The sequence below is a fragment of the Achromobacter sp. NPDC058515 genome (assembly GCF_042721735.1).
Lineage (GTDB): Bacteria > Pseudomonadota > Gammaproteobacteria > Burkholderiales > Burkholderiaceae_B > Achromobacter.
The window spans coordinates 87,408-110,226 of the sequence record NZ_JBHXNI010000008.1 but is presented as its reverse complement, the minus strand read 5'-3'; the positions used below and the strand labels follow the sequence as shown (position 1 = coordinate 110,226).

Genomic DNA, 22,819 nt, shown 5'->3' with positions numbered 1-22,819 from the left:
TGGGGTCCAGCACGATTGGAAAATGTTCCAATGGCATGGAAGCTAGGCGTTGCAGACAACGCCAATCTTGTTTCCAGACGGATCGCGCATGTAGGCGGCATACCAGTGCGGTCCATAGTTCGGGCGCAGACCTGGTGCGCCTTCATCGCTACCACCATTGGTCATGGCGGCCTCGTAAAAAGCATCGACTTCTGCGCGAGACTTAACCATAAATCCGACCATGGAACCATTGCCGGCACTGGCCTGTTCCCCGTTGAAAGGCGTGCAGACCCAAAGGGTAAACCCATTGCCCGTCCCATCTTCAGAGTAAGCACGCCAGCCAGGAAACGCCGTGTACTTACTCCATCCGATCGTCGTTAGTACTGCGTCATAGAAGATGTTCGACTTCGCGGGATCCGATGCGCCCACGGTTATATAGGTTCCCATACTCCCTCCGAAATACTGTATGAATAACCAGTATATATGAGGCGCAGGCGGTGTGGGCGCCTGAGGAAAGAGTTCGATCCACGCATCTCCGGCATCCGATCAACGGAGACTTGGAAAAGGTCCAGACCGGCGACGCCACCCCGATCACCGCCGCGAGCGTGCGTTCGCTGATCGGGCGCGGCAAGCAGAAGAAGGCAGCATGAGCGGGTATCATCTGGCCTTGTCTCCGGCGAACGCCAACCACGCCCCGGACGAGTAGCCAGATGAGTAGCTAGACCGGGTTTTTGGAAGGCACCCCCGCCAAGAACCGCATAAATAAACGGTCTGCAAAATTTATGAAATTAGCCACCTGGAACGTCAACTCCCTGAACGTGCGCCTGCAACAAGTCCTGGACTGGCTCGCCGCCAACCCCGTCGACGTGCTGTGCATCCAGGAGCTCAAGCTCACCGACGACAAATTCCCCGAAGCCGCCTTCACCGAAGCCGGCTACCACGCCGTCTGGGCCGGCCAGAAAACCTATAACGGCGTGGCCATCATTTCGCGCGTGCCCGGCACGACGATGGTGCGCAACATCCCCGGCTACGACGATGCGCAGCAGCGCGTGCTGGCCCTGACCTTCCCCAGCCCCGAGGGCGACGTCCGCGTCGTCTGCGCCTACTGCCCCAACGGCCAGTCCGTGGGGTCGGACAAGTACGCCTACAAGCTGGAATGGTTCGAGGCCATGCGCAAATGGCTTGCCGACGAGATCAAGCAATTCCCCCGCTTGGCCGTGCTGGGCGACTACAACGTCGCGCCCGCCGACGAAGACGTGCACAACCCCGAGAAATGGGAAGGCCAGGTGCTGGTGTCCGAACCCGAGCGCCGCGCGCTGCGGGACCTGCTCGACCTGGGGCTGGCCGATTCCTTCCGCCTGTTCGAGCAGCCCGAGAAATCCTTCAGCTGGTGGGATTACCGGCAGTTCGCGTTCCGCCGCAACGCGGGCCTGCGCATCGACCACGTGCTGCTGTCCGCCCCGCTGGTCAAGCGCTGCGTGGCCTGCGTCATCGACAAGGAGCCGCGCCGCAACGAGCAGCCCTCCGACCACGCGCCGGTCATCGCCACCCTGCAATTCGCCTGACGGATTTAGTTTTCGGGCGTGTTGCGCAGGCTGGGAAGATTCCTGTATATTCTTGATCTTGCTTCATTTGGGGCGGTAGCTCAGCTGGGAGAGCGTCGCGTTCGCAATGCGAAGGTCGGGAGTTCGATCCTCCTCCGCTCCACCAAATTCCAGACGGAAAAGCCTTGGAAACACAACGTGTTCCAAGGCTTTTTTGTTTCTGTTGCCTTGACCGGCAGCGCGACGCTGCGCACCACGGCAACGCTGCCAGCACGCGTCAAGGTCAAGACTCGGGCTTCAGGGTGGCGACATCCTGAAAAACGCCGTCCGGATCGTAGCGCCGCCGTAGTTCACCGATGCGCCGCCAGTTCTCCGGGGCGAAGCAACGCTCCAGCTCGGCGGCACGTGTTTCGATATCGAATTCGTTGATATAGCAACCGCTTGCCACCGCCGCGAGATCGTCGTACAGCCCTTTGAGCCAGGTCCGGTTGATATCGTCGTCTTCCGCATCGTTCCACTGCGCATACGTCGAGAGAAAAAACTGCCCTCGCGCCGAATAGGCCGCGTCGGGATATGTTGGCGCTCCACGCCAGACAATGAGCGGCACGCTGGCCGCAGACGGCTGTAGCGGCAGATGCCTGGCGAGAATCGCGATGGCGTCCTCGGCGTCGTCGGTAAGGATGTTGTCGGTGCGATAGCGCTTCGAGACCAGCATCGCATCGGACTGTTTGTAGATTGACTCGAAACCGGAGGGCTCATCCTCCGCGATTGCCGTGAGCCATTCTCCTGGCAATCGCGACACGAGGGCGCCGTGCAGCGCCTTCGCGTGCGTCGTGCTGTCGGCGAACGCGATTGTGTTGAGCAGCACGTCGCGCCCCTGGTCTGCGCCGCCCCCCGGAATCACGGCGAGCATCACCTGCAATTGCGCTGGTGGCTGGATCTGCCGGATCGCCGTCAGCAGCGATGGAAGCTTGTGGAACGGCGCGCGATACATGTTGCTCGTGATCGCCCGCGGCAACGGCTGGCATGCCAGATGGAAGCGGATGACGGCGAAGAACAGCGCAGGACCACCTCCGCGCGCCGCCCAGAACAGGTCGGGTTCGCTGTCGGCGCTGATATGGCGGACGCGGCCGTCGGCGGTCACGACGTCAAGCGCCTTGATATTGAACACGCTCATGCCACCCCAGGCGGCGCAGTTGATCCCCAGCCCGCCCCCGAGCAGAAATCCGCTGATCGCGACCTCACTGCCATGACCGGTTGGAAAGGCGAGATTGTCCCTGGCGAGGCGTACGCTCAACTCGCGGCTCGTCACGCCCGGCTGTACGATCGCGCGTCGCGCGGACGTATCGATGCTGATTTCCCGAAGCGCCGAGAGGTCGAGAAGAATGCCGCCTTCGCGCAGGAAGCACCCGCTATAACTGTGGCCGCCGCCTCTTACGCTGATACGCAGCCGGCGCGAACGGGCGAACTCCACCGCCTGCACGACGTCTGCCTCGCTGCATGCCTTTACGATGTACGCCGGATATCGTGCGAACGAGCGGCCGTTCCATGTGGTTTGCTTGTGCCAATCCGCGTATTCGGGATGATGCCGCGAGCGGACGCGGCCCTCGGTCTTGATGGAATACTCGCGAAAAACGTCTGCGGCAGCGGTGGTGCGCGGCAACGCCATGGCGCTTACTCCTTGCGACCGGAAAAGCAGGTGGAGGGCGAGGCGCGGACGATCGCCGCAGCGCCGGTCGACGAATCAAGGCTTGCAGTGTCTGCGAGGTCGGCGCTCGTGATCGCGAAGAGCTGGCGCGGATGCAAGCCGAGTCGGGTCTTGATCCTGAAATTGAGCCGGCCGCCTTCAACCCGGCGGCACTGCCGCTCAAGCGCATGCCGATAGCATGTTGCGAAGGAGATCGTGTAGGGACTGAAGTCTGTCTGATCGTAGTCCATGCCCGCGGACCAGATATAGAAAACGCCGGCCTTCTCGAAGCAGATGAGGCCACTGATCAGCCGCCCGTCCCGTTCGATCACGCACAGGCGCACAAGGTCTCCGCATAACTCGCAGAATTGCACCAGTTCTTCTTTGGGGAAGTACTGTGGCGTTCCATGCCGGGCCGTCGTTGTATGGCACATCCCGGCGAGTTGTTCGAGTTTGCCGCCGAAAGGCGGCGTGACGACATGCGCCTGCGTGCCGCTGGCGGCAAACTTCCTGAGCTGGCGATTCATTTCCCACCGACCTTCGCTGGGCAGTTGCGCGACCAGGTCATCGAAGTCCCGGAAGTCGCCGGCATCGAGGTGAAAGCTGTCCACCATGTAGTTGATATGAAGGCCGCAGTCCTTTGCGCTGGCGAGCAACGCCGCGTCGCGGACGTTCAGAATGCCGTAGTACCGCGCCCCAGTGCGCGCCGCGAGTTCCGCGAGCGCCTCGAACAGCAAGCGGTACACATCGGCGCAGGCAAGAACCGAAGGAATAGTGCTTTCGAAGCAGTGCATGATGTGACTGAACAGGCCGAGATCGCCGCCGTCGTCCACGAGTCCGGCGGTTCGCCTGAGGACGCCCAGTGGATCAACGGTGCTGATCTGCTGCAGATAAACGGGAAGGAATGCCACAAGCCGGCGTTCCTGGAAAACGCAAAGGTAGTAGGAGCCCAGGGCCGGGAGCAGCGGCGACCGTTCCGCGGCAAGCAGGAATCTCGGATCGTAGAAGAGCGAAGCCTGGCTTTCCGCATAGAACGCTTCGTAATCCCCGGGCGCGATCCGCTCGAGTGCGTCGGTGACCTCCACACGCAGCTGCATGTCGAACCTCCTCCGTTATGCGTTGATGTGTCGTCTGCTGAAGATCGAACCGGTCAGGCCGGCCAGGACAGCACGACCTTGCCCGCATCGCCGGCGAGCATTGCTTGAAAGCCCTCTTTGTAGCGATCGACCGGCAAGCGGTGCGTAATGATGCCGCGGACGTCGAGGCCGGTGGCGATCAGGTTCAGCATCTTGCGCCATGTTTCGAACATTTCGCGGCCGTAGATGCCTTTGAGGAAGAGCCCCTTGCACACGATACGGCTCCAGTCGAGACTGATCCTTCCCGAGGGCAAGCCAAGACAGGCCACACGCCCCCCCGGCTCCATCGCGCCGATCAACTGTTCCAGCGCTTCGTTGTAGCCGCTCATCTCGAAACCGACGGAAAATCCGTTGACGATATGCAGACGGCTCATGACATCCGCGAGCGGCATCTCGCGCGGATTGACAGTTACCACGTCCGCGACGCGGCTCGCGAGCGCGAGCCGCACCGGATTTACATCGGTCAGGACCACGTTGCGCGCCCCCACGTGCCGGGCAACCGCGGCCGCCATGATGCCGATGGGCCCCGCCCCCGTAATCAGCACGTCCTCGCCGACGAGATCGAACGAAAGCGCGACGTGAACAGCGTTGCCCAACGGATCCAGAATCGCGCCCAACTCGTCGTCGATCTCATCGGGCAGCGGTATCACGTTGAATGCCGGCAGCGCCAGATACTCCGCAAACGCGCCGGGACGATTGACGCCGATGCCGCGCGTGTTCGGATCGAGGTGAAACCGCCCGGCCCGGGCGGCGGCGCTGTTGATGTCGATGATGTGCCCTTCGCCGCTCACGCGCATGCCGGGCCTCAGATGACTGACGAGCTTGCCGACCTCGACGATTTCACCCGCATATTCATGGCCGGTCACGAGCGGCACCGGCACGGTTTTTCGGGCCCAATCGTCCCAGTTCCAGATATGCAGATCGGTGCCGCAGATACCGGTCTTCCGGATTTGAATCAGTACTTCGTCGGCGGCGGGAATGGGCCTGGCAACCTGCTGTAGCCAGAGGCCAGCCGAGTTTTCGGCTTTGACGAGAGCGAGCATGGGGAGCTCCGAAGCATCAAGGAATAGAAGGCTTGCGAAACGGGGTGCGCGATGGGTCGCGCTTGCGGTCGCCCTCGCCCTATTGGCAGCGCAGAATTACCGCATGGGGCTTGGACAGGTACGCGCGGAGCAATTCGGGCGCCCGCTCGATGGGGACGAGGGCCTTGGGAAGCGGATTCAGATGGGCGATCTGCTCAAAGCCGGCCGTCTGCAACGCGGCATTGAGCGATGCGGCGGACCAATACCACGCGGTGACGGTGCCGTTGTATCCGGAATGGAACAGTTCGAGCTCGATGGCTCCGCCATCCTCATGGGGCGGATTCTGCGTCAGCGAGAAGCCATACGGCCGGTAGTACGCTGGATCCGCGACATATTCGGGATGAACCGGAAGCGTCACAAGCCGGCCGCCGGGGCGTATCAATCGCTTCATGCTTGAGCACATCTGCTCAAGCGCCTGCCTGTTCGATGCATAGGGCAATACGTATACGCCGAGCACCAGATCGAACTGCCGATCGAGCTTCGGATCAAGCTTCGAAACGAACGAGATGCCCAGACGATCTTTAGACTCGCGATTTCTCGCATGCTGCAACATGCCCTCGGACTCGTCGAAGCCGACAACTGTGCGTGCTCCTCGTTGCTTGAGCATGCGGGAATACGTGCCGTCTCCGCATCCAAAGTCCAGGACATCCTGGCCAGCAACCTCGCCAATGGCTTCGAGCACGCTGGGAATTTCGATGTCCCGTCGAAACGGCCAGGTTGCCATGTCTTCGTACAAAGTGGCCAGACTATCGAACTGGCTGTTCGTTGCGTTAGTCATGTTGGCTTCCTTGGGAATAGACGTCTGAACGGCGTATGTGAATATTCTTATTACATCTTTAGATACGCCGACATTGATTGGCTGCAGCTCAGGAAAAGACGGGAGAAGTCAATACGGACATTCACCCCTTAACAGCATGGTGAATTTTATGGGTTTTCTTCTGATTGGGCCGTGCGCGATCGGCAATATTTTTCAATATCCGCACGGATACTGATAGAGAGAATATTTACAAAACCGGTATTTGAAAATGTAAAACGCGTCAATGTATGACGCCTATGCGACACGTATCGGTTCTGCTTTGCGCGCATCGCAGCGTCCAAGGGGAAACCGGAAACCCGTCCAAAGCTGCTTCCTCGTCGACGCAATTCGACCGAAAAAACGTGGTTGACTATGTTTGTATATACAAGTTAAATCATGCCCATCGATTGCGCCGCGCAAGCGTCCAGCATGAGCCCCCAATGCGGGGCGTGCGCGACGGCATTCCGTAAGCCAATTCGAGGCTTTCCTGCTGCTCGGCTTCCTATCCCTCCGAAGGAGTTTTGATGCACCGTCCATCCCCGGCTACGCGCCGCGCCGTCATCGCCTTGCCGTACGCATTCGGAATCAAAGCCAGCATGGCATTGGCGGGCATCGTGCTCATGGCGGGCGGCGCGTTTGCATCGCCAGCCGCGCAGCCTGCCCTCGTCCTGGACGGCGCTACCCTGACGCTGGACCAGGTTGTCGATGTCGCCCGCAACGGGCGCGCGGTGGAGGTTTCGAAAGCGGCGCTGACGCGGGTGGAGCGCTCGCATGCGCTCCTGCTGGAATATGCGCGGCTGGGGCAGCCGGTGTACGGCTTGAACCGCGGGGTCGGCCAGAACAAGGACCAGACCATTTTCTCGGGCGACACGATATCCGACGAAGCGCGCGGCCTGTCCGAAGCGTTCAACCATCGCATGCTGCTCTCGCACACCGTGGCGTTTGGCGAACCCGCCCCGGCCGACGCGGTGCGGGCGACGATGGTCATCAGATTGAATACCGCCCTGTTTGGCGGCACAGGCATGAGCCGCGCGCTGGTCGACCAGTACGCCGCCTTCCTGAACGCGAGCCTGACCCCGGTGGTGCTGGGAGAAGGATCCGTGGGCCAAGCCGATATCACCATCTTGCCGCAGATCGGGCTGGCGATGATGGGCGAAGGAAAGATCGACATGGGCGGGGAAGTGATGAATGCGGCCGACGCATTGCGCCGGGCAGGCCTCACGCCGGCCAGGCCCTATGCCAAGGACTCGCTCTCCATCCTGAGTTCGAACGCGTATGGCGCGGCGTTGGCGGTGCTGGCCGCGCACGATGCCGCAGCCATTTTGAAACGGGCCGACGAGGTCGCCGCCCTGTCGCTTGAAGGCCTGAACGGCAACGTGGCGCCGCTGCTGGCGGCCACGCAGGCGCAACGCCCTTACGGCGCGCAGCAGCAGACCGCCAAGGGTATCGTCGAGATGCTGCGCGGCAGCGCGCTCTGGCAGAAGGACGACAAGCGCCCGCTGCAAGACCCGCTGAGCTTTCGCACCATCAGCCAGGTCCATGGCGCGGCGCGCGAGACGCTGCAGGCGCTGAAGGCGCAACTGGCCATCCAGATCAACAGCTCCGACGACAATCCCACGGTCGCCCTGGACGTCGAGCCGCCCAAGGACGCGACCCCGCAAGAGGCCCGCTACTACGTGACCCAGGGCGATGTGCGCGGCGCGATCCTGCCCAGCGCCAGCTTCGATCCCACGGTATGGGTGCTGCCGCTGCAGAGCGTCGGCGTGGCCCTGTCCCAAGTCGCGCAGTCGTCGGCGCAGCGCACTTTGCGCATGGGCGATCCCACGTTCACGCAGCTGTCGCGCTTTCTTGCTCCCGATGACCGGACGCTGGCCTACACCACGATCCAGAAGCCGGTCTCCGTCCTGGCCTCCGAGATCCGTTCGCTGTCGCAGCCCGTGTCTTCGGATGCGCTGGCGCTGGCCGGCAACATCGAGGATATCGGCACCAATGCGCCCCTGGTCGCGCAGCGCGTGCAAAAGCAGGTCAGGTATCTGCGCACGCTGCTGGGAATCGAGCTGATGCATGCGGCTCAGGCCGTGGACCTGCGGACACGGGCCGACCCGCAGCGCCAGACCGGCGCCGGCACCGGCGCGCTGCTCCAGGCATTTCGCAAGCAGGTTGGATTTCTATCGCAAGACCGGCGGTTGGCCGACGACATCGCGCAGGCCGATCGCTTTCTTCAAGGGGCCCGCGACGCTGCACAGTAGCGCCAGGCTGTTTCCGTGCAGTGAGACTTTCAAGGGGAAAATATGAAAACGTCTCTTGCCTTTCGTAGCACCGCTTCCGCAATATTGACCACGGCCGCCATTCTGGCCGGCGCATTGCCCGCGACGGGCGCATCCGCCGCGAACAGCGGATTTCCGGACCACCCGGTCACCATCGTCGTGCCATTCGGCGCGGGCGGCATTGCCGACGTCCTGCCGCGCATCGTGGGCCAGCAGCTCAGCGCCAAATGGGGCGTGCCCGTCATCATCGAGAACAAGCCCGGCGCGTCGGGCAACATCGGCATGGCCCAGGTTGCGCGCGCAAAGCCGGACGGCTACACCCTGGCGCTCGCGCCCACGGGCAACCTGACCGTCAATCCGCTGCTCTATACGCAGCTGCCGTTCAACACCGCCAAGGATTTCGTGCCGGTGACCATGCTGGCCACATCGCCCAACGTGCTGGTGGTAAATGACGCCTTGCCGGTGAAGACCTTCGCGGAGCTGGTCGCCTATGCCCGGCAGCATCCGCAAAAGCTGAACTACTCGTCGCCTGGCCCCGGCAGCGGCGCCCACCTGGCCGGCGAACTGCTCAACCAGTCGGCCAAGATCAGCATCCGCCATATCCCGTACAACGGCATGGCCCCGGCGGTCAACGATGTCATCGCGGGAAATGTCGACATGATCATTGCCGGCGTCTCCACCGTGCTGCCGCAGGTCCAGAACGGCAAGCTGCGCGCGCTGGCCATTGCCGGACCGAACCGCCTGCCGCAATTGCCTGACGTGCCCACCATCGCCGAAAGCGGCTACCCGGGCTTTGACGTGACGTCGTGGTACGGCATCGTCGCCCCCGCGAAGGTACCTGCGGACATCCTGGAAAAGCTGCAAACGGATTTCGCCGCGGCCGTGAACGAAGAAACCGTTCGCCAGAAATTCGCCGGCCTGGGCGTGGATGCCGCAGGCTCATCGCGCGAGGCGTTTGCCAAGACGATCGAGGAAGAGACCCGGAAGTGGGCCGACATTCTCAAGAAAGCGGGCATCGAGCCCATCCAATAGCCGAGGAGACCCCATGCAATCCATAGACATCACCTATCTGAACGGCCCCGACGCGCGCGCGCTCGCGTTGACCGACGCCGAAATCCTGGCGGCCGTTGAAAGCGCGCTCGACGCCCAAGGGCGCGGAAAGACCGTCATCGAGCCGCGCATGCACCTGGTGCCCGAATCCTCGGACAAGGGGCACTTCAACGTCTTGCGCGGCTACATCGAGCCGCTGGGCATCGCCGGCGTGAAAGTCGTCAGCGATTTCGTCGATAACTACAAGTACGACCTGCCCTCGGAAATGGCGCTGCTCAACCTGTTCGACCCCTTCAATGGAAAGCCGCTGGCCGTCATTGACGCGACCGCCATTACCGACATGCGCACGGGCGCGGTCACGGCCCTGGGCGCAAAGCACCTGGCGCGCAAGAACAGCAAGGTGCTTGGCCATATCGGCGCGCGAGGCACCTCCTACTGGAACGTGCGCCTGCTCGACAGCCTCTACGATTTCGACGAAATACGCGTGCATTCGCGCCGCCCGGAAAGCCAGCAGGCCTTTGCCTTGCGGCTGTCCGAAGACCTGGGCAAGCCGGTGAAGGTGGTGAACGATTGGGAATCGTGCGTGCGCGGCGCCGACATCGTGGTCGAGGCCTCGCGCCTGCCCGCCCCCACGCCCTTGCTGAAAACCCAGTGGATCAAGCCCGGCGCGCTGGTCATGCCCTACGGCACGATGAGCGCCGTGGAGCTCTCGCTGACGGACATCATGAGCAAGGTGGTGGTCGACGATTGGGGCCAGTGCCGCAAGGGACTGCCCTACGGCGCGCTGCGCGCCCACGTGGACAGCGACCGCGTCACCGAAGAGAACCTGCATGCCGAACTCGGGCAGATCGTCGCGGGCGTCAAGCCGGGGCGCGAGCGCGAGGACGAGACCATCCTTTTCTGGCACCGCGGCCTGTCGACGACCGATATCGCGCTGGGCCATGCGATGCTGGAGAAGGCGCGCAAGATGGGCCTGGGCCAGACCTTGAAATTCGCATAGGTTCACACCGCCATGACACTCATCACTTCGACCAGGATGTACGACGTGGCGCCGGCCGCAAGAGCGGCATGGCATGCGCTCTTGCATGCGGCCCACGTCCGCGCGGGACTGGATGTCCAGTTCGTCGAGCATGCCTGGCCCACGCCCATCGGCGAACTCTGGGAACGCCCGGGACTGTGCGGCGTGTTCATGTGCGGCTGGCCCTTTGTGCGCGCCGTCCACGAAGGGCGGCGCTACACGCCGATGGCGTGCGTCGTGCCCTCATGGCCTGCGTACGAAGGCTTGCCGCGCTATCGAAGCGAATTCCTGGTCCGCGCGGACAGCGGCTGGCGAACCCTCGCCGACGCGGCGGGCTCGCGCTACGGCTGGATGGTGCGGGATTCCCAATCGGGCTGGAACGCGCCCCGGGCCGCATTGGCCGCGCTTGCGCCCTTGGGCGGTCCCTCGCGTCCGCGGTTTTTTGCCGAATCGAAGGGCCCCTACGGCAATCCGCGCGGCCTGCTGCGCGCCCTGGCCGGGCAGGAGATCGACCTCACCGCCGTGGACGGGTGGTATCTGGACCTGCTGCGCGCGCACGACCCGGCTGCGCTGGCCGGGCTGCGCACGCTGGCCGTCACGCCGTGGACGCCGAACCCCCTGCTCGTGGCCGGCCCCGATGTGGATGCCGGCGCCACGGAAAAGCTCGCCGGGGCGCTGCTGGCCATGCACGAGGACGACCGGTTCAAGGGGCTGTTGCAGCAGGCCCATGTGGCGCGGTTCGTTCAGCCCGACGCCGCCCGCTACGAAGCGTTGATCGATATGGAACGGCAGGCAGTCGAGCGGGGGTACGGGGAAATTGTCTGATCGGCGCGACCGCCCTTCTACCCGTGCCGCGAGATTTCCCTCAAACCGTCTCCTGATCCAGCCTGCGCACCGCGGCGCTCAGGGTCGAGAAATCGAACTCCTTGCGGCGGCGGGCGAGGCAGCGGATCAGCACCGTCGTCACGACCGGCACGAAAGCCGCCAAGAGGAAGGACTCAAGCAGGAAGGTGGGCTTGTCGCCCGGCGCCGGGAAGAAGAACAGGCCGGCAGCCAGGCCCGTGATCGTGGCGGCGGTGGCGGTGAAACCGTCGTGCTTGCGGCTGAACAGGCCATAGAACACCGGGAAGGCCGCCGCCGAGCACAGCAGGTCGGCCAGCAGGAACAGGTAGAGCACGCTGTAGCCCTGCGAGGCCACGATCATGACCGGAATCGCCATCAGCAGCACCAGCCAGCGCGCCAGCCGCTTCATGGTCATGGTCCGGGCGTTGGGCATCAGGCGGCGCAGGTCGACCGCGATAATGCTGGACACCGCGCTGATCGCCGTGTCGGCGGTGCTCATCACCAGCGACAGGCCCAGCGGGATCAGGGCGATGACGAACCACGCCGGCGCGTGCGGCATGATGACGCTGAACAGCGCGATCGAGCTGTCGCCCCCGGGGGCCAGCCCCACAAAGGCCAGGCCGAACAGGCCCATCAGGAAGATGAACGGCGCCACCAGCACGCCGCCCAGCAGGAAGCCGTTGCGCATCGTGCGCGCATCGCGCGCGGCGTAGATGCGCTGCCAGTTGCCCTGGTGAAAAATGCCGGTCAGCAGGATCGCCACGAAGAACGTCAGCCCCGCCTTCACGCCCACCGGATCGGTCAGGTCCAACAATTGCGGGGCCTTGGCCTGCAGCGCCTCGATGGTGGGCAAGGCCCCGCCGGCGGCCTGCCAGCCCACGAAGCACAGGACCACCAGCAGGGGCACGATGACCATCATCTGCACCTGGTCCGTGAAGATGGACGAGCGCAGGCCGCCGTAGGTCGTGTACAGCAGGGTCGTGCCCATCACGATGGCGGCGGTCGCCCACAGCGGCACGGGCGCCAGCATGGCGACCAGCTTGGCGATCGCCGTGACTTCGGCGGACAAGGCGATGAACAGGTAGAACAGCATGATGAACAGCGCCAGCCCGTACATGGGCCGCCCGTAGCGCGCCATCAGGAACTCCGTCAGGGTGTGCCCGTGCGGAATCAGCTCGCGCATGCGCCGCCCCAGCGGAATCATGACCAGGCGCGGCGACATCGAACCCAGCGCATAGCCGATCACCGCCGCCAGGCCGCCCCAGGTTGCCGCCTGCGCGGGCGAGAACAGGATCCAGGCGCCCAGCGTGGACGCCATCAGGGTCAGGATCGTGCCGAAGGCCCCCTGGCTGTTGCGCGCCACGATGTAGTCCTCTAGCGTGCCCCGCTTGCGCCGCGTGTACAGCACGCTGGCCACGGCAAAGCCGCCGGAAAACAGCAGCAGCCACATCAGGGCGGTGGTTTGGGTCAGCATGTAGATCGGTCCTCCCGCGGCCGGCCTTGGGCCGGACGCGCAACGCAGCGGCCCGCCGCAAGGCGTAGGCCGCAAGATGAGTAAAAGTCTAGGGAGGGCGCGCGAGACGTGCGATGTCCTTCCCTTCGCCGGCATTACCCGGATCAGGTTCAAAGGGTTACCGCGGCGACGCGGAATCTCAGCCCGAACAGGGCTCCCCCAGGAATTGCCGCAAGGTTAGGAGAGCGGCGCGGCAATGTCAACGCGCCTTGCAGGCCGCCGCAAGCCAGCGCCCGTGCCGCGGTTTTATGCTAAGTTCGCCCGCTTGCGGCACCCGATGGCGTGCCTGACGATGGAACCGACGAGCCCGATCATGTCTTTTGCCCCCCTCGCCTTCGCCTTTGGCCTGTTCGCCCGCGCGGAGCGCTGATCGCCATGATGCACCTGAACCTGTTCATTTTCGGCTGCGGCCACCACCGCGCCGCCTGGCGCCATCCGGATTCGGCCGCCGAGCGCCTGGGCGACATCAGCTATTACGAAAGCCTGGCCCGCACCGCCGAACGCGGCAAGCTCGACGCCATTTTCTTTGCCGACGGCCAATCGACGGACAACATCGGCGACGGACCTCGCTGGCACCTGGAACCGCTGACCACCATGGCGGCGATCGCGCGCGCCACCACCCATATCGGCCTGATCAGCACCGTCTCCAGCACGTTCTTCACGCCCTTTCATGCGGCGCGCATGGTCGCGTCGCTGGACCACATCTCGGGCGGGCGCATGGGCTGGAACGTGGTGACGTCCATGTTCGACGCCGAGGCGCGCAACCATGGCTACGAGGCCATGCCGGGCCACGACTGGCGCTACGCGCGCGCCGAGGAGTTCGTCGACGTGGCCCTGCGGCTGTTCGACTCCTGGGAGGACGACGCCCTGGCCATCGACCGCGGCGGGGTCTATGGCGTGCCCGACCGCGTGCACAAGATCAATCACCACGGCGAGCACTTCCTCGTCGACGGCCCGCTGACGGTGCCGCGCCCGCCCCAAGGCCATCCCGTGCTGTTCCAGGCCGGCGCCTCCGACCAGGGCCGCGACCTGGCGGCCCGGCGCGCGGAAGCCATCTACGCCGTCGCCTACGACCTGGCCGCGGCGCAATCCTACTATCGCGACATCAAGCAGCGCGTGCGCGCCGCAGGGCGCGACGCCTTCGTGCCCATCATGCCCGGCCTGGTCGCCTACGTGGGCTCCACCGAGGCCGAAGCCCGCGCCAAGCAACGCGAGCTGGATATCCTGCTGCCCAGCGACGCTTCGCTGCGCCAGTTGGGCACCTTTGTGCTGCAGGACTGCGCGGGCTGGGAACTGGACGCGCCCGTGCCGCCCCTGCCCCCCTTGGCGGCATTCACCGGACCCAAGGGCCGGTACGCGACCATTCTGCGCATCATCGAAACCGAGCAGCCCACCGTGCGCCAGTTGCTGGGGCGGCTGGCGGCCGGCGGCGGCCACTGCACGATGGTCGGCACGCCCGAACAGATCGCGGACCAGATGGAGCATTGGTTCAGGAACGAAGGGGCCGACGGCTTCAACCTGATGCCGCCGTCATTGCCGGGCGGCATCGACGATTTCGTGGAACAGGTGGTTCCCGTCCTGCAGCGCCGCGGGCTGTTCCGCACCGACTATGAGCACCGCACGCTGCGCGGGCACCTGGGGCTGGAGAGGCCGCGTCGCTGACGGCGCGGCGCTGGCCATGCCGCGCGCCGCAAGGCGCGAACGCAAGCACTCAGCCGGCCTGCGTGGCTGGCCGGCGCCTTTCATTCTTGAGCGGTGTGTTGGCGGCGGGCGCGGGCTTTCTGGCGCGGGTCGCGAACCAGTCATAAAGCACGATCCCGGGTTGGCGCAGCAGCGCCGCGCCCAGCCCTGCCGTCGCCAGGGCAATCAAGCCCAGCAATAGCCAGGACATCATGGCGCCCTCCCGGGCCGGCCGCTTTCCGTGCGCTTGCGGCCCGGCTGGAATGCCTGGGGCAAGCGGCAAGATGGAGAGAGGGACGGAGAGTCGGTCATGGCGTCTCGGGCAAAAACAAAACGCGGGGCTCGTGTGCCCTAGCAGCTGCACGTGGAATATTCAATTGTGTAATGTACTCTACATTACATTTTGTCGCCGGGCTACATTCTGCCGACGGAGAGGAAGCAAACAAGAGCAAAAAGGAGAGCCGGGATGAACGATCCCATCGGATCGACGCCGCGCGCGCTGACCAGCAAGGGCGAAGCCCGGCGGCTCCGCCTGCTCGAAGCGGCCACGCAGTCGCTGCTGGAACACGGTTACGCGCAAACCTCCATCCACCGCATCGTGCAGCAGGCCGGCGGATCGGCCACCACCGCCTATCAATTGTTCGGCAACAAGGAAGGCCTGCTGGCCGCGGTGCTCCAGCACGAACTCGACAAGATGCGCGCAACGGTGTTTCCGGACGCGCTGCCCGAGCAGCCGGTCGGCGCGGCCCTGCACGACTTGGCCGTGCGCCTCTTGACCTATGCCGTCCAGCCCAAATCCGCTGCCCTGTACCGCCTGCTGGTGGCGGAATGCCACCGCATGCCGCAACTGGCCGCGTCGCTGCAGCAGTCAGTGGACACGCAGGTCCACGGGCCGCTGGAGCAATGCTTGCGGCTGGCCTGCGAACGCGGCGAACTCAAGATCGACGACCTGCGCCAGGCGGCCCTGACGCTGGGAAACATGATCCATGGCATTGCGTTCCACGCGCGCCTGGTCGGCGGCTACGCCGGCGGGCCGCAGGCCGACCACCTGGCCACCTGCCGCTATGGGGTCGACATGCTGCTGCACGCCTATGGCGCCTAGCGCTCAGCCGCCGGGATACTTGCTCACGATTTCCAGGACGCCGTTGATGACGAACTGCACGCCCATGCACACCAGCAGGAATCCCATGACGCGCGAGATGGCCTCGACTCCGCTCTTGCCGATCACCGCCACGATGCGGCCGGCGAAATGCAGGCAGACCCAGAACAGCAGGCCCAGCAACGAAAAGACGATGACGGGGGTCACGGCCACCACCCAAGGCGAATAGTCCGGCGTGATGGCCGTATCCATCGACGCCGCGCCGCTGATGATCATGGCGATGCTGCCCGGCCCCGCCGTGCCGGGCAGCGCCAGCGGCACAAAGGCGATGTTGGGGGTCTGCCGCTCTTCGGCGTCGGCGGCGGCTTCCGCTTCCAGGGCGCGGGGCTGGTCCGTGGGAAACAGCATGCTGAAGCCGATGGTGACCACGATCAGCCCGCCGGCGATGCGCAGCCCGGGAATGGATATGCCGAAGGTGTGCATGATCCAGGCGCCCGCGTAGAACGTCACCATCATGATGCCGACCACGTAGAACGCCGCCTGGGTCACCTGGCGCTGGCGTTCCCGGTAGGGAATCTGCTGTCCCAGGGACAGCAGCAAGGTCATGGAGGTCAAGGGATTGCCCAGCGGCAGCATCAACGCCAGGCCCAGGCTGACCAGCTTGCCCAGTTGGATCAGGTCGTCGGTCATCGAGCCTCGCTAGAGTAGGTGCGGCGCGCATGCGCAGTTGAAATTTGCCGGCACTCCGGGTCTCGCGCGCAATCTACTCTACATCACATCGCTTTGCCCCCGCCGCCGCCGGCCCGCAGACGCGTCACTCGCGGGGCGGCTGCCAGCGGCTGGCCGCCAGCGCCAGCAAGGCCTCGTCGGCCCCCGCCGCGGCCACCAGCTGCAAGCCCACGGGCAGGCCGTCGACCCAGCCGGCGGGCAGGCTGATCGCCGGCAGGCCCAGCACATTCCACGGATTGGTCAGGCCCAGCAGGGTCTCCCGCACGCCGGCGCTGCCCGGGCCCGCCACGCTGCGCTGCTGCAACGCGGGCGCGGTAATGGCCACCGTCGGCAAGGCCAGGACGTCTACCTCCTGGAACAGGCGCGCGAACTCGGCCTGCAAACGCGCCCGCTCCTTCAGGGCGCGCACATATTCCCACCCCAGCACGCCGCGCGACGCGCGCAGGCGTTCGAGCACTTCCGGGTCGAATTTCTCGGGCTGGTCCTCGATCCGCTCGGCATGCACCTCGTAGGCTTCGGCGCGCTGGATCGCGCCCAGCGCGGCTTGCAGCGCGCGCGCATGCCGCGTGACCTCGGGGGCATCGCGCAGCGGGCCGCCGGCCAGGCGTTGCGCCGCCGCGCGCACGCGCGCCGTGACGGCCGCCGTGTCGATGGCGAAGGGCGCGTTGGCCACCCAGGCCACGCGCGGGCCGTCCGTCCCGCTGGCCGCCGCCGGAGCCATGGCCCCGGCGCTCAAGGCCTGCATGAAGAGCTGCGCATCTTCCACGCAGCCGGCCAGCACGCCAGGATCTTCCAGGGAGGGCGACAGCGGAAACACCCCCGCGTCGGAGACGCGGCCATGCGTGGGCTTGAAGCCGACCAGGCCGCACAGCGCGGACGGCACGCGCACGGAACCGCCGGTATCGGTGCCCAGCGCCACTGGCACCATGCCCGACGCCACGGCGCCCGCGCTGCCGGCGCTGGAGCCGCCGGTGATCTGGCTGGCGCGCCACGGATTGCGCGCCGCGCCCTGCACGCTGCGATCTCCGGTGGGGCCGTAGGCAAATTCGTGGGTCAGCGTCTTGCCGACGATGATGGCGCCGGCCTCGCGCAGCAGCGCCACACAGCGCGCATCCGCCGCCGGCCGGTGGCCCAGGAAGTGCGCCGCGCCCATGGTGGTGGGCATGTCGGCCGTGTCGACGTTGTCCTTGATGGCTACCGGGATGCCGTGCAGCGGCCCCCTCGCCTTGCCCTGCGCCCGCTCGGCGTCCCGTTCGCGGGCGGTGGCCAGCGCAGCGCCGATGTCCACGTGGACGAAGGCGTTGAGCTGCGGGTTGAGCCGCTCGATGGCGGCGCCCGCGTGGCGCACCAGGTCCTCCGCGGTGAGGCCGCCGCCGGCCATGGCCTGCTGCAATTCGGCGATGCGACGGCCGCGGAAGAAGCCGGCCTCCACGGCCAGCGGGGGGACGGAAGAACTGCGGTCGGTCATTTGGCGGCTCCAGGTTGCAGCGCCGGGCGGGCGGGCATGCGGGGCCCGACGCCGGGGCGCACCTGAAGCATAGCGAACATGCCCACGGCGGTGGCGACCGACGCGGCGACGAACATCACCGAATAGCCATGGCGCGCGGTCAGGTAGCCCGTCAGCGTGGGCGCCAGGATGGACGCGATGTTGGCGAAGAAGTGCATCAGGCCGCTGAAAGTGCCCACGCGATTGGAGGGCGCGGTGTCGATCACCACGGCCCAATAGACCGAGTTGGGCAAGGCGTTCAGGGCGTTGGCGAGCGTCATCAGGGCGATCACGGCGAACACCGATTGCGCCTGAGAGACCAGCAGGAAGCACAAGGTGGTGGCCAGCAGGCAGGCGGCGGCGAACCAGCTGCGGGCGATCTTCAGGCTGCCCGTGCGCTTGAACAGCAGGTCGGAGATGCGGCCGCCCAGCAGCACCGTGAAGCAGGCGCCGATCCAGGGGATCATGCCCATGTACCAGAGCGAGGACAGGCTGTAGCCGAAGTTGTCCTGCAGGTACTTGGGCGTCCAGGTCAGCAGCAGGAAGTTCACGTACATGAACGAGAAATAGCCCAGCGTGTTCAGCAGCAGCGTCTTGCTGCGGAAGAAGCTCCACCATGGCAGCACGGGCGCGCCGGGTTCGTCGGCCGCGGTGGCCGACTGGGCGCGCGAGGCCTGGATATCGGCCAGTTCCTGGGCCGACACGCGCGGGTTGGTCTCGGGGCGGTCGGTGAAGATCCGCATGAAGAACACCAGCACGACCAGCCCCGCGCCGCCCAGGATGAAGAACATGGCGCGCCAGCTGTCGGTCAGCGTCAGCAGGCCCACCGCCACCGGCGCCGTCAGCAAGGCGCCCAGCGGCGTGCTGAGCAGCCCGAAGCCGACCACGAAGCCGCGTTCGCGGGTGGTGGCCCAGTTGGCGATGGTCTTGTTGATGATGGAATACGCCGGCCCTTCGGCCGCGCCGAACAGGATGCGGACGGTGGCAAAGCCGGCCAGGGCCGAGCCGCCCAGGAACGCCAGGCCGAAGTCGCCCGCCCAGGCCGTGGCGATCTCGAACAGGGACCAGGCCACGCCGGCCACGATCCAGACCTTGCGCGGGCCATAGCGGTCGGACAGCATGCCGCCGAACAGGGCGCCGACCATGTAGCCGTAGCCGAAGTAGCCCAGCACCGAGCCCCATTCGCCGCGGTCCAGTCCGTACTCGCCGGTGATGTGGGCGGCGGCGTAAGACATGGCGCCGCGGTCGATGTAGTTGATCAGCGCCAGCAGCACGACCATGGTGAAGATCCGGTACCGGAACCGGGAATTCTGGCTTTCAGTTGTCATTGCGTTTCGATCCAGTCGGTTTACCCAAACGTTTGGGTTGCGCAATGCTAAGGGGTTCAAAGGCAAAAATCGATTCGGTGTAAACCCTAGGTTGCCGCGAGATGCCCTGCTGCGCTATTTCCGCGTGTATCCTCCAGCCCCATGAATAAATCGCGCCCTGTCACGCTGCAAAGCCTGGCGCGGCAGCTCGGTTTGAACGTTTCGACGGTGTCGCGGGTCCTCAATGGTTCCGAAGACGATGCGCGCGGCGCCGCGGCGCCGGACACCGTGAAACGCATCCGGGCGCTTGCCGCCGAATTGCAATATCAGACCAATCCGCACGCGGCCAGCCTGAAGACGCGCCGCAGCCGCACGATCGGCGTCCTGGTGCCGCGGCTGTCCGACATGGTGCTGGCCACCATCTACGAAGGCATCGACGAGGCTGCCGCCGAGCACGGCTACCTGACGTTCGTCTCCAACACCCAGGACGTGCCCGAAAAGCAGCGCAAGCTGATCGAAATGGCGCTGGCGCGGCGCGTGGACGGGCTGATACTGGGCGATGCGCACAGCGCGCCGGCCGACGCGCCCCCCAACCCGCTACTGGCCGAACTGGCCCGGCGGGACGTGCCTTTCGTCCTGGTCAGCCGCCACGCCGACAGCCATTGCGCGGTCACGTGCGACGACGTCGAGGGCGGCCGGCTGGCGGCCAAGCACCTGCTGGACATGGGCCACCGGCGCATCGCCGTGATGGTGGGCGAGCCGTTCGCCAGCACCGGCCGCGACCGGTCCGAGGGCTTTTTCAGCTATTGCGCGCAGCATGGCGTGGAAGTCCCGCCGCAGTGGCGCATCGAAAGTCCGTTCGACACCGACGCCGGCCGCGTCGTGGGCGCGCAATTACTGGCCGCCGCCGACCGCCCCACCGCCATCTTCGCCGTCAACGACTTCCTGGCCGTCGGCGTGATGGGCGCGGCGCGGGACCACGGACTGGAAGCCGGCCGCGACGTCGCCATCGTGGGCTACAACGACACGCCGCTGGCCGGCGCCCTGCCCATCGGCCTGTCCACGATACGCTCGCCCATGCATCAGATGGGGCGGCTGGGGCTGGAACTGCTGCTGCAGAAAATCGCGGGCGGCCAGCCCCAAAGCCAGCGGCTGGCGCCCGCGCTGGTGGTGCGCGGCAGCAGCAACCGGAAGATCCCGGGCTGATCCGCGGGGCGCGGCCGCCCCGCAGCAGCGGGCGACCGGCTTCCTGCCTTCTACCGCAAGCGGGACCGCGCCGGCCACAGCGCGATCACGGCCAGCAGCATGCAGGCCGCCGCCAGCCACAAGTTGGCCCGCAGCCCCAAGGCATCCACGCTGGGCGCCCCCAGCGCCGAGCCGGCCGCGATGCCTAGGTTGAACACCGCGACGAACAGCGAGGTTGCCGCTTCGACGGAGCCGGGCGCGGCTTTCATCATCCAGGTCTGCAGGGACACCGACACGCCGCCGTACGCCAGCCCCCACGCCAGCAGCAAGACGACGCCCGCCGCGCGCAGGTGCCCCAGCCAGCCGAACAGCAGCAGCGTCGCCAGAAGGCCGGCGGCAATCGCCAGCAGGGTTGCCCCCGGATGGCGCGAGGCCGCGCCGCCCGCCATGAAGTTGCCGGCCACCCCGGCCGCGCCATAGGCGAAGAGCAGCGGGCCGATCCAGTGCTGGCCGAATCCGGCATGGGACTGCAGCAGCGGGCGGACGAAGGTGTAGGCCATGAAATGGCCGGCCACCAGAAGCAGCGTGACCAAAAGGCCCAGCCGCAGGCGCGGATTGGCCAGTTGCGACGCCAGCAGCCGCGCGGACAGCGCGCGCTGCGCAGGCAGCGGCGGCAAGGCCACGACATTCAGCAGCAGCACGCCCGCGCAGAACGCCGCCATCGCGCCGAACGCGGCCCGCCATCCGGCGGCCTCGCCGATGAATGCGCCCAGCGGCACGCCCAGCACGGACGCCACCGCCACCCCGCCGAAGATGATGGCGGTGGCGGGCCCGACCGAGCCGGGCGGGACGAGCCTGGCCGCCAGCCCGCCCGCGATCGCCCAGATGCCGCCGATGCAGAATCCCACCAGCACGCGCGCCGCCAGGAACCACGGCATGGATTGCGCCCAGGCGCTGGCAAGATTGGCGCAAACCAGCAGCGCCAGCAAGCCGCACAGGATCAGCCGGCGGTCCGCGCCCTTTGCGCCGACGACGACCATCGGCGCGAACAGGGCCGCCAGGATCGCGGGCACGAACAGCATGAATCCGCCCATGCCCGTCGACACCTCCAGCGAGGCGGTGATGGGGACCAGCAGGCCGACCGGCAGCATTTCGGTCGTGACGACGCTGAAGGTGGCCAGCCCCACGGCGGTCACGCTCAGCCACGAGCGCGCGTCCGGGCCGGTGGGCGCGGGGTCGGGGGATTGAAGGCCAGGATTGACAGGACTAGCCAAGGAAGCGCTTCGGGTCATGATGCGTAGGTGTTTCCGATGAAGCCCGTGGCCGGGCCGACCCCTACGCAGTCTACTGTTTCCCATCCGCTGATAAAGTAGGCAGATAGATAAACAAAAGGGACAAAACGTGGACAATAAAACCGCCCCGCCCGCCCGTCTGGACCACATTGGCGATGTGCTGGCGTTCGTGCGCGTGGCCGACGCGCAGAGCTTCACGATGGCCGCCGAACGGCTGGGCCTGTCGCGCTCGGCCATCGGCAAGTGCATCGCGCGCCTGGAGCAGAGCCTGGGGACGCGGCTCCTGAACCGCAGCACCCGCAGCGTCAGCCTGAGCGACGAGGGCCGCCTCTTCTACGAGCATGCGCAATGCATCCTGTCCGAGGTCGACAACGCCACGGACGCGATGGCCAGCCGCAGGCAGGCGCCACGCGGACGCCTGCGCATCGACCTGCCGGTGTCGCTGGGCCGGCTGCACATCATGCCCTTGCTGCGCGACTACCTGGAGCGATGGCCGGCCGTCGAGGCCGACGTCAGCTTCTCGGACGACTACGCCGACCTGGTGCGGGACGGCATCGACGTCGCCATCCGCATCGGCGGCGCCACGGACAGCCGGCTGGTGCGGCGGGTGCTGGCCCCGCACCGCCTGATCACCTGCGCGGCGCCGGAATACCTGGAGCGGCATGGCGTCCCCGCCACGCCCGATGAGCTGGGCCGGCACCAGGCCATCGCCTTCACCCACGCAGGGACGCTCGTGCCATGGCGTTTTGCCGTCAACGGCCAGGAGCGCATCGTGCAGGTCGCCGGGCGGCTGAGGATGGGCAACACGGAAGCCCTGCGCGATGCGGCGCTGGCGGGCGGCGGCATCGTTCAGCTGGGCGCCTTCCTGGTCGGCGACGACCTGCGCGCCGGGCGGCTCTTGCCCGTGCTGGAATCCGCGGCGCCGGCCGGCGCCCCCGTGTGCGCGGTGTATCCGCACCGGCGGCATCTGGCGCCCAAGGTCCGGGTCCTGATCGACGAGATCGCCGGCCGCTGGAGCAGCGGCGCGCCATGGTCCAGGCATGCGCAGCCCTCGCGCTAGCCGCGCATTGCATCACCCGGCCTGATTATCAATATCCATTAAACTGATGCAATACCTGCGGCGGGC

Annotated in this window: 19 protein-coding genes, 1 tRNA gene, 1 pseudogene and 1 riboswitch; of the genes and pseudogenes, 10 read left to right on the top strand and 11 right to left on the bottom strand. The window is 66.0% G+C overall.

The genetic code is table 11. From position 1 onward, the window contains the following. Window positions 1–42: 42 nt before the first annotated feature. A pseudogene (locus tag ACFWP0_RS15740) lies at window positions 43–507 on the bottom strand (VOC family protein); the annotation flags it as partial. Between the two features lie 254 nt (window positions 508–761). Between ACFWP0_RS15740 and xth the strand changes: the two are divergent. Both xth and ACFWP0_RS15730 read left to right on the top strand, forming a co-directional pair. After that, window positions 762–1,544 carry an exodeoxyribonuclease III gene (gene xth / locus ACFWP0_RS15735; RefSeq protein WP_377843550.1) on the top strand — a complete coding sequence of 261 codons (783 nt, stop codon included), beginning with the start codon at window positions 762–764 and terminating at the stop codon, window positions 1,542–1,544. Window positions 1,545–1,613: 69 nt separating this feature from the next. Then, a tRNA-Ala gene (locus ACFWP0_RS15730) sits at window positions 1,614–1,689 on the top strand. A 117-nt stretch (window positions 1,690–1,806) separates the two neighbouring features. Here the strand turns inward: ACFWP0_RS15730 and ACFWP0_RS15725 are convergent. The 4 genes from ACFWP0_RS15725 to ACFWP0_RS15710 form a co-directional block, all read right to left on the bottom strand. After that, window positions 1,807–3,192 (bottom strand): FAD-binding oxidoreductase, encoded by a 1,386-nt coding sequence (locus ACFWP0_RS15725; protein ID WP_377843548.1) that lies wholly within the window; start codon window positions 3,190–3,192, stop codon window positions 1,807–1,809. A 5-nt stretch (window positions 3,193–3,197) separates the two neighbouring features. Further along, on the bottom strand, window positions 3,198–4,307 hold the full coding sequence (locus ACFWP0_RS15720; RefSeq protein WP_377843546.1) for a GNAT family N-acetyltransferase: 1,110 nt from the start codon (window positions 4,305–4,307) through the stop codon (window positions 3,198–3,200). Window positions 4,308–4,360: 53 nt separating this feature from the next. Beyond that, window positions 4,361–5,389 carry an L-threonine 3-dehydrogenase gene (gene tdh, locus ACFWP0_RS15715; protein WP_377843545.1) on the bottom strand — a complete coding sequence of 343 codons (1,029 nt, stop codon included), beginning with the start codon at window positions 5,387–5,389 and terminating at the stop codon, window positions 4,361–4,363. 79 nt (window positions 5,390–5,468) lie between these two features. Next, window positions 5,469–6,206, bottom strand: coding sequence for a class I SAM-dependent methyltransferase (locus ACFWP0_RS15710; RefSeq protein ID WP_377843543.1), 738 nt, complete (start codon window positions 6,204–6,206; stop codon window positions 5,469–5,471). Window positions 6,207–6,748: 542 nt separating this feature from the next. Here ACFWP0_RS15710 and hutH point away from each other — a divergent pair. Genes hutH through ACFWP0_RS15690 form a run of 4 tightly spaced genes read left to right on the top strand, consistent with a single transcriptional unit; the run spans window position 6,749 to window position 11,384 of the window. Beyond that, window positions 6,749–8,473 carry a histidine ammonia-lyase gene (hutH, locus tag ACFWP0_RS15705; RefSeq protein WP_377843542.1) on the top strand — a complete coding sequence of 575 codons (1,725 nt, stop codon included), beginning with the start codon at window positions 6,749–6,751 and terminating at the stop codon, window positions 8,471–8,473. 42 nt (window positions 8,474–8,515) lie between these two features. Next, a complete protein-coding gene (locus ACFWP0_RS15700; RefSeq protein WP_377843540.1) occupies window positions 8,516–9,523 on the top strand; it encodes a Bug family tripartite tricarboxylate transporter substrate binding protein in 1,008 nt (335 codons plus the stop codon). Window positions 9,524–9,536: 13 nt separating this feature from the next. After that, window positions 9,537–10,541 carry an ornithine cyclodeaminase family protein gene (locus tag ACFWP0_RS15695; RefSeq protein WP_377843539.1) on the top strand — a complete coding sequence of 335 codons (1,005 nt, stop codon included), beginning with the start codon at window positions 9,537–9,539 and terminating at the stop codon, window positions 10,539–10,541. Between the two features lie 12 nt (window positions 10,542–10,553). Next, window positions 10,554–11,384 carry a phosphate/phosphite/phosphonate ABC transporter substrate-binding protein gene (locus ACFWP0_RS15690; RefSeq protein ID WP_377843537.1) on the top strand — a complete coding sequence of 277 codons (831 nt, stop codon included), beginning with the start codon at window positions 10,554–10,556 and terminating at the stop codon, window positions 11,382–11,384. Between the two features lie 40 nt (window positions 11,385–11,424). Here ACFWP0_RS15690 and ACFWP0_RS15685 read toward each other — a convergent pair whose 3' ends face one another. Next, window positions 11,425–12,876 (bottom strand): sodium:solute symporter family protein, encoded by a 1,452-nt coding sequence (locus ACFWP0_RS15685; RefSeq protein ID WP_377843536.1) that lies wholly within the window; start codon window positions 12,874–12,876, stop codon window positions 11,425–11,427. A gap of 103 nt (window positions 12,877–12,979) precedes the next feature. Further along, a riboswitch (TPP riboswitch) is annotated at window positions 12,980–13,086 on the bottom strand. Window positions 13,087–13,290: 204 nt separating this feature from the next. Here ACFWP0_RS15685 and ACFWP0_RS15680 point away from each other — a divergent pair. Next, window positions 13,291–14,577, top strand: a complete 1,287-nt coding sequence (locus ACFWP0_RS15680; RefSeq protein WP_377843534.1) for an LLM class flavin-dependent oxidoreductase — start codon at window positions 13,291–13,293, stop codon at window positions 14,575–14,577. Between the two features lie 49 nt (window positions 14,578–14,626). On the opposite strand, the gene ACFWP0_RS15675 is transcribed toward ACFWP0_RS15680, so the two are convergent. Next, window positions 14,627–14,809, bottom strand: coding sequence for a hypothetical protein (locus tag ACFWP0_RS15675; RefSeq protein ID WP_377843533.1), 183 nt, complete (start codon window positions 14,807–14,809; stop codon window positions 14,627–14,629). 252 nt (window positions 14,810–15,061) lie between these two features. Between ACFWP0_RS15675 and ACFWP0_RS15670 the strand changes: the two genes are divergently transcribed. Then, window positions 15,062–15,697: a TetR/AcrR family transcriptional regulator gene (locus ACFWP0_RS15670; protein ID WP_377843531.1), complete on the top strand. Its 636-nt coding sequence runs from the start codon at window positions 15,062–15,064 to the stop codon at window positions 15,695–15,697. A 3-nt stretch (window positions 15,698–15,700) separates the two neighbouring features. Here the strand turns inward: ACFWP0_RS15670 and ACFWP0_RS15665 are convergent, their stop codons facing one another. The 3 genes from ACFWP0_RS15665 to ACFWP0_RS15655 all read right to left on the bottom strand — a co-directional run bounded on the left by ACFWP0_RS15665 (window position 15,701) and on the right by ACFWP0_RS15655 (window position 19,237). Next, window positions 15,701–16,384, bottom strand: coding sequence for a MarC family NAAT transporter (locus tag ACFWP0_RS15665; RefSeq protein WP_377843529.1), 684 nt, complete (start codon window positions 16,382–16,384; stop codon window positions 15,701–15,703). Between the two features lie 124 nt (window positions 16,385–16,508). Continuing rightward, window positions 16,509–17,891: an amidase gene (locus ACFWP0_RS15660; RefSeq protein ID WP_377843527.1), complete on the bottom strand. Its 1,383-nt coding sequence runs from the start codon at window positions 17,889–17,891 to the stop codon at window positions 16,509–16,511. Further along, window positions 17,888–19,237: an MFS transporter gene (locus tag ACFWP0_RS15655; protein WP_377843525.1), complete on the bottom strand. Its 1,350-nt coding sequence runs from the start codon at window positions 19,235–19,237 to the stop codon at window positions 17,888–17,890. The genes ACFWP0_RS15660 and ACFWP0_RS15655 overlap by 4 nt, the downstream gene beginning before the upstream one ends. 141 nt (window positions 19,238–19,378) lie before the next feature. Between ACFWP0_RS15655 and ACFWP0_RS15650 the strand changes: the two genes are divergently transcribed. Further along, window positions 19,379–20,422, top strand: coding sequence for a LacI family DNA-binding transcriptional regulator (locus ACFWP0_RS15650; RefSeq protein ID WP_377843523.1), 1,044 nt, complete (start codon window positions 19,379–19,381; stop codon window positions 20,420–20,422). Window positions 20,423–20,472: 50 nt separating this feature from the next. Here the strand turns inward: ACFWP0_RS15650 and ACFWP0_RS15645 are convergent, their stop codons facing one another. Beyond that, a complete protein-coding gene (locus tag ACFWP0_RS15645) occupies window positions 20,473–21,675 on the bottom strand; it encodes an MFS transporter (RefSeq protein WP_377843521.1) in 1,203 nt (400 codons plus the stop codon). 127 nt (window positions 21,676–21,802) lie between these two features. Between ACFWP0_RS15645 and ACFWP0_RS15640 the strand changes: the two genes are divergently transcribed. Then, window positions 21,803–22,753, top strand: coding sequence for a LysR family transcriptional regulator (locus ACFWP0_RS15640; RefSeq protein WP_377843520.1), 951 nt, complete (start codon window positions 21,803–21,805; stop codon window positions 22,751–22,753). Window positions 22,754–22,819 lie beyond the last annotated feature (66 nt).

Bases quoted from the DNA above. Each gene is read 5' to 3' on its own strand.
- ACFWP0_RS15670 (WP_377843531.1), top strand. From the start codon at position 15,062: ATGAACGATCCCATCGGATCGACGCCGCGCGCGCTGACCAGCAAGGGC.
- ACFWP0_RS15680 (WP_377843534.1), top strand. From the start codon at position 13,291: ATGATGCACCTGAACCTGTTCATTTTCGGCTGCGGCCACCACCGCGCC.
- ACFWP0_RS15665 (WP_377843529.1), bottom strand. From the start codon at position 16,384: ATGACCGACGACCTGATCCAACTGGGCAAGCTGGTCAGCCTGGGCCTG.
- ACFWP0_RS15720 (WP_377843546.1), bottom strand. From the start codon at position 4,307: ATGCAGCTGCGTGTGGAGGTCACCGACGCACTCGAGCGGATCGCGCCC.
- tdh (WP_377843545.1), bottom strand. From the start codon at position 5,389: ATGCTCGCTCTCGTCAAAGCCGAAAACTCGGCTGGCCTCTGGCTACAG.
- xth (WP_377843550.1), top strand. From the start codon at position 762: ATGAAATTAGCCACCTGGAACGTCAACTCCCTGAACGTGCGCCTGCAA.
- ACFWP0_RS15660 (WP_377843527.1), bottom strand. From the start codon at position 17,891: ATGACCGACCGCAGTTCTTCCGTCCCCCCGCTGGCCGTGGAGGCCGGC.
- ACFWP0_RS15710 (WP_377843543.1), bottom strand. From the start codon at position 6,206: ATGACTAACGCAACGAACAGCCAGTTCGATAGTCTGGCCACTTTGTAC.
- ACFWP0_RS15655 (WP_377843525.1), bottom strand. From the start codon at position 19,237: ATGACAACTGAAAGCCAGAATTCCCGGTTCCGGTACCGGATCTTCACC.
- ACFWP0_RS15675 (WP_377843533.1), bottom strand. From the start codon at position 14,809: ATGATGTCCTGGCTATTGCTGGGCTTGATTGCCCTGGCGACGGCAGGG.
- ACFWP0_RS15725 (WP_377843548.1), bottom strand. From the start codon at position 3,192: ATGGCGTTGCCGCGCACCACCGCTGCCGCAGACGTTTTTCGCGAGTAT.
- ACFWP0_RS15685 (WP_377843536.1), bottom strand. From the start codon at position 12,876: ATGCTGACCCAAACCACCGCCCTGATGTGGCTGCTGCTGTTTTCCGGC.
- ACFWP0_RS15700 (WP_377843540.1), top strand. From the start codon at position 8,516: ATGAAAACGTCTCTTGCCTTTCGTAGCACCGCTTCCGCAATATTGACC.
- hutH (WP_377843542.1), top strand. From the start codon at position 6,749: ATGCACCGTCCATCCCCGGCTACGCGCCGCGCCGTCATCGCCTTGCCG.
- ACFWP0_RS15690 (WP_377843537.1), top strand. From the start codon at position 10,554: ATGACACTCATCACTTCGACCAGGATGTACGACGTGGCGCCGGCCGCA.
- ACFWP0_RS15650 (WP_377843523.1), top strand. From the start codon at position 19,379: ATGAATAAATCGCGCCCTGTCACGCTGCAAAGCCTGGCGCGGCAGCTC.
- ACFWP0_RS15695 (WP_377843539.1), top strand. From the start codon at position 9,537: ATGCAATCCATAGACATCACCTATCTGAACGGCCCCGACGCGCGCGCG.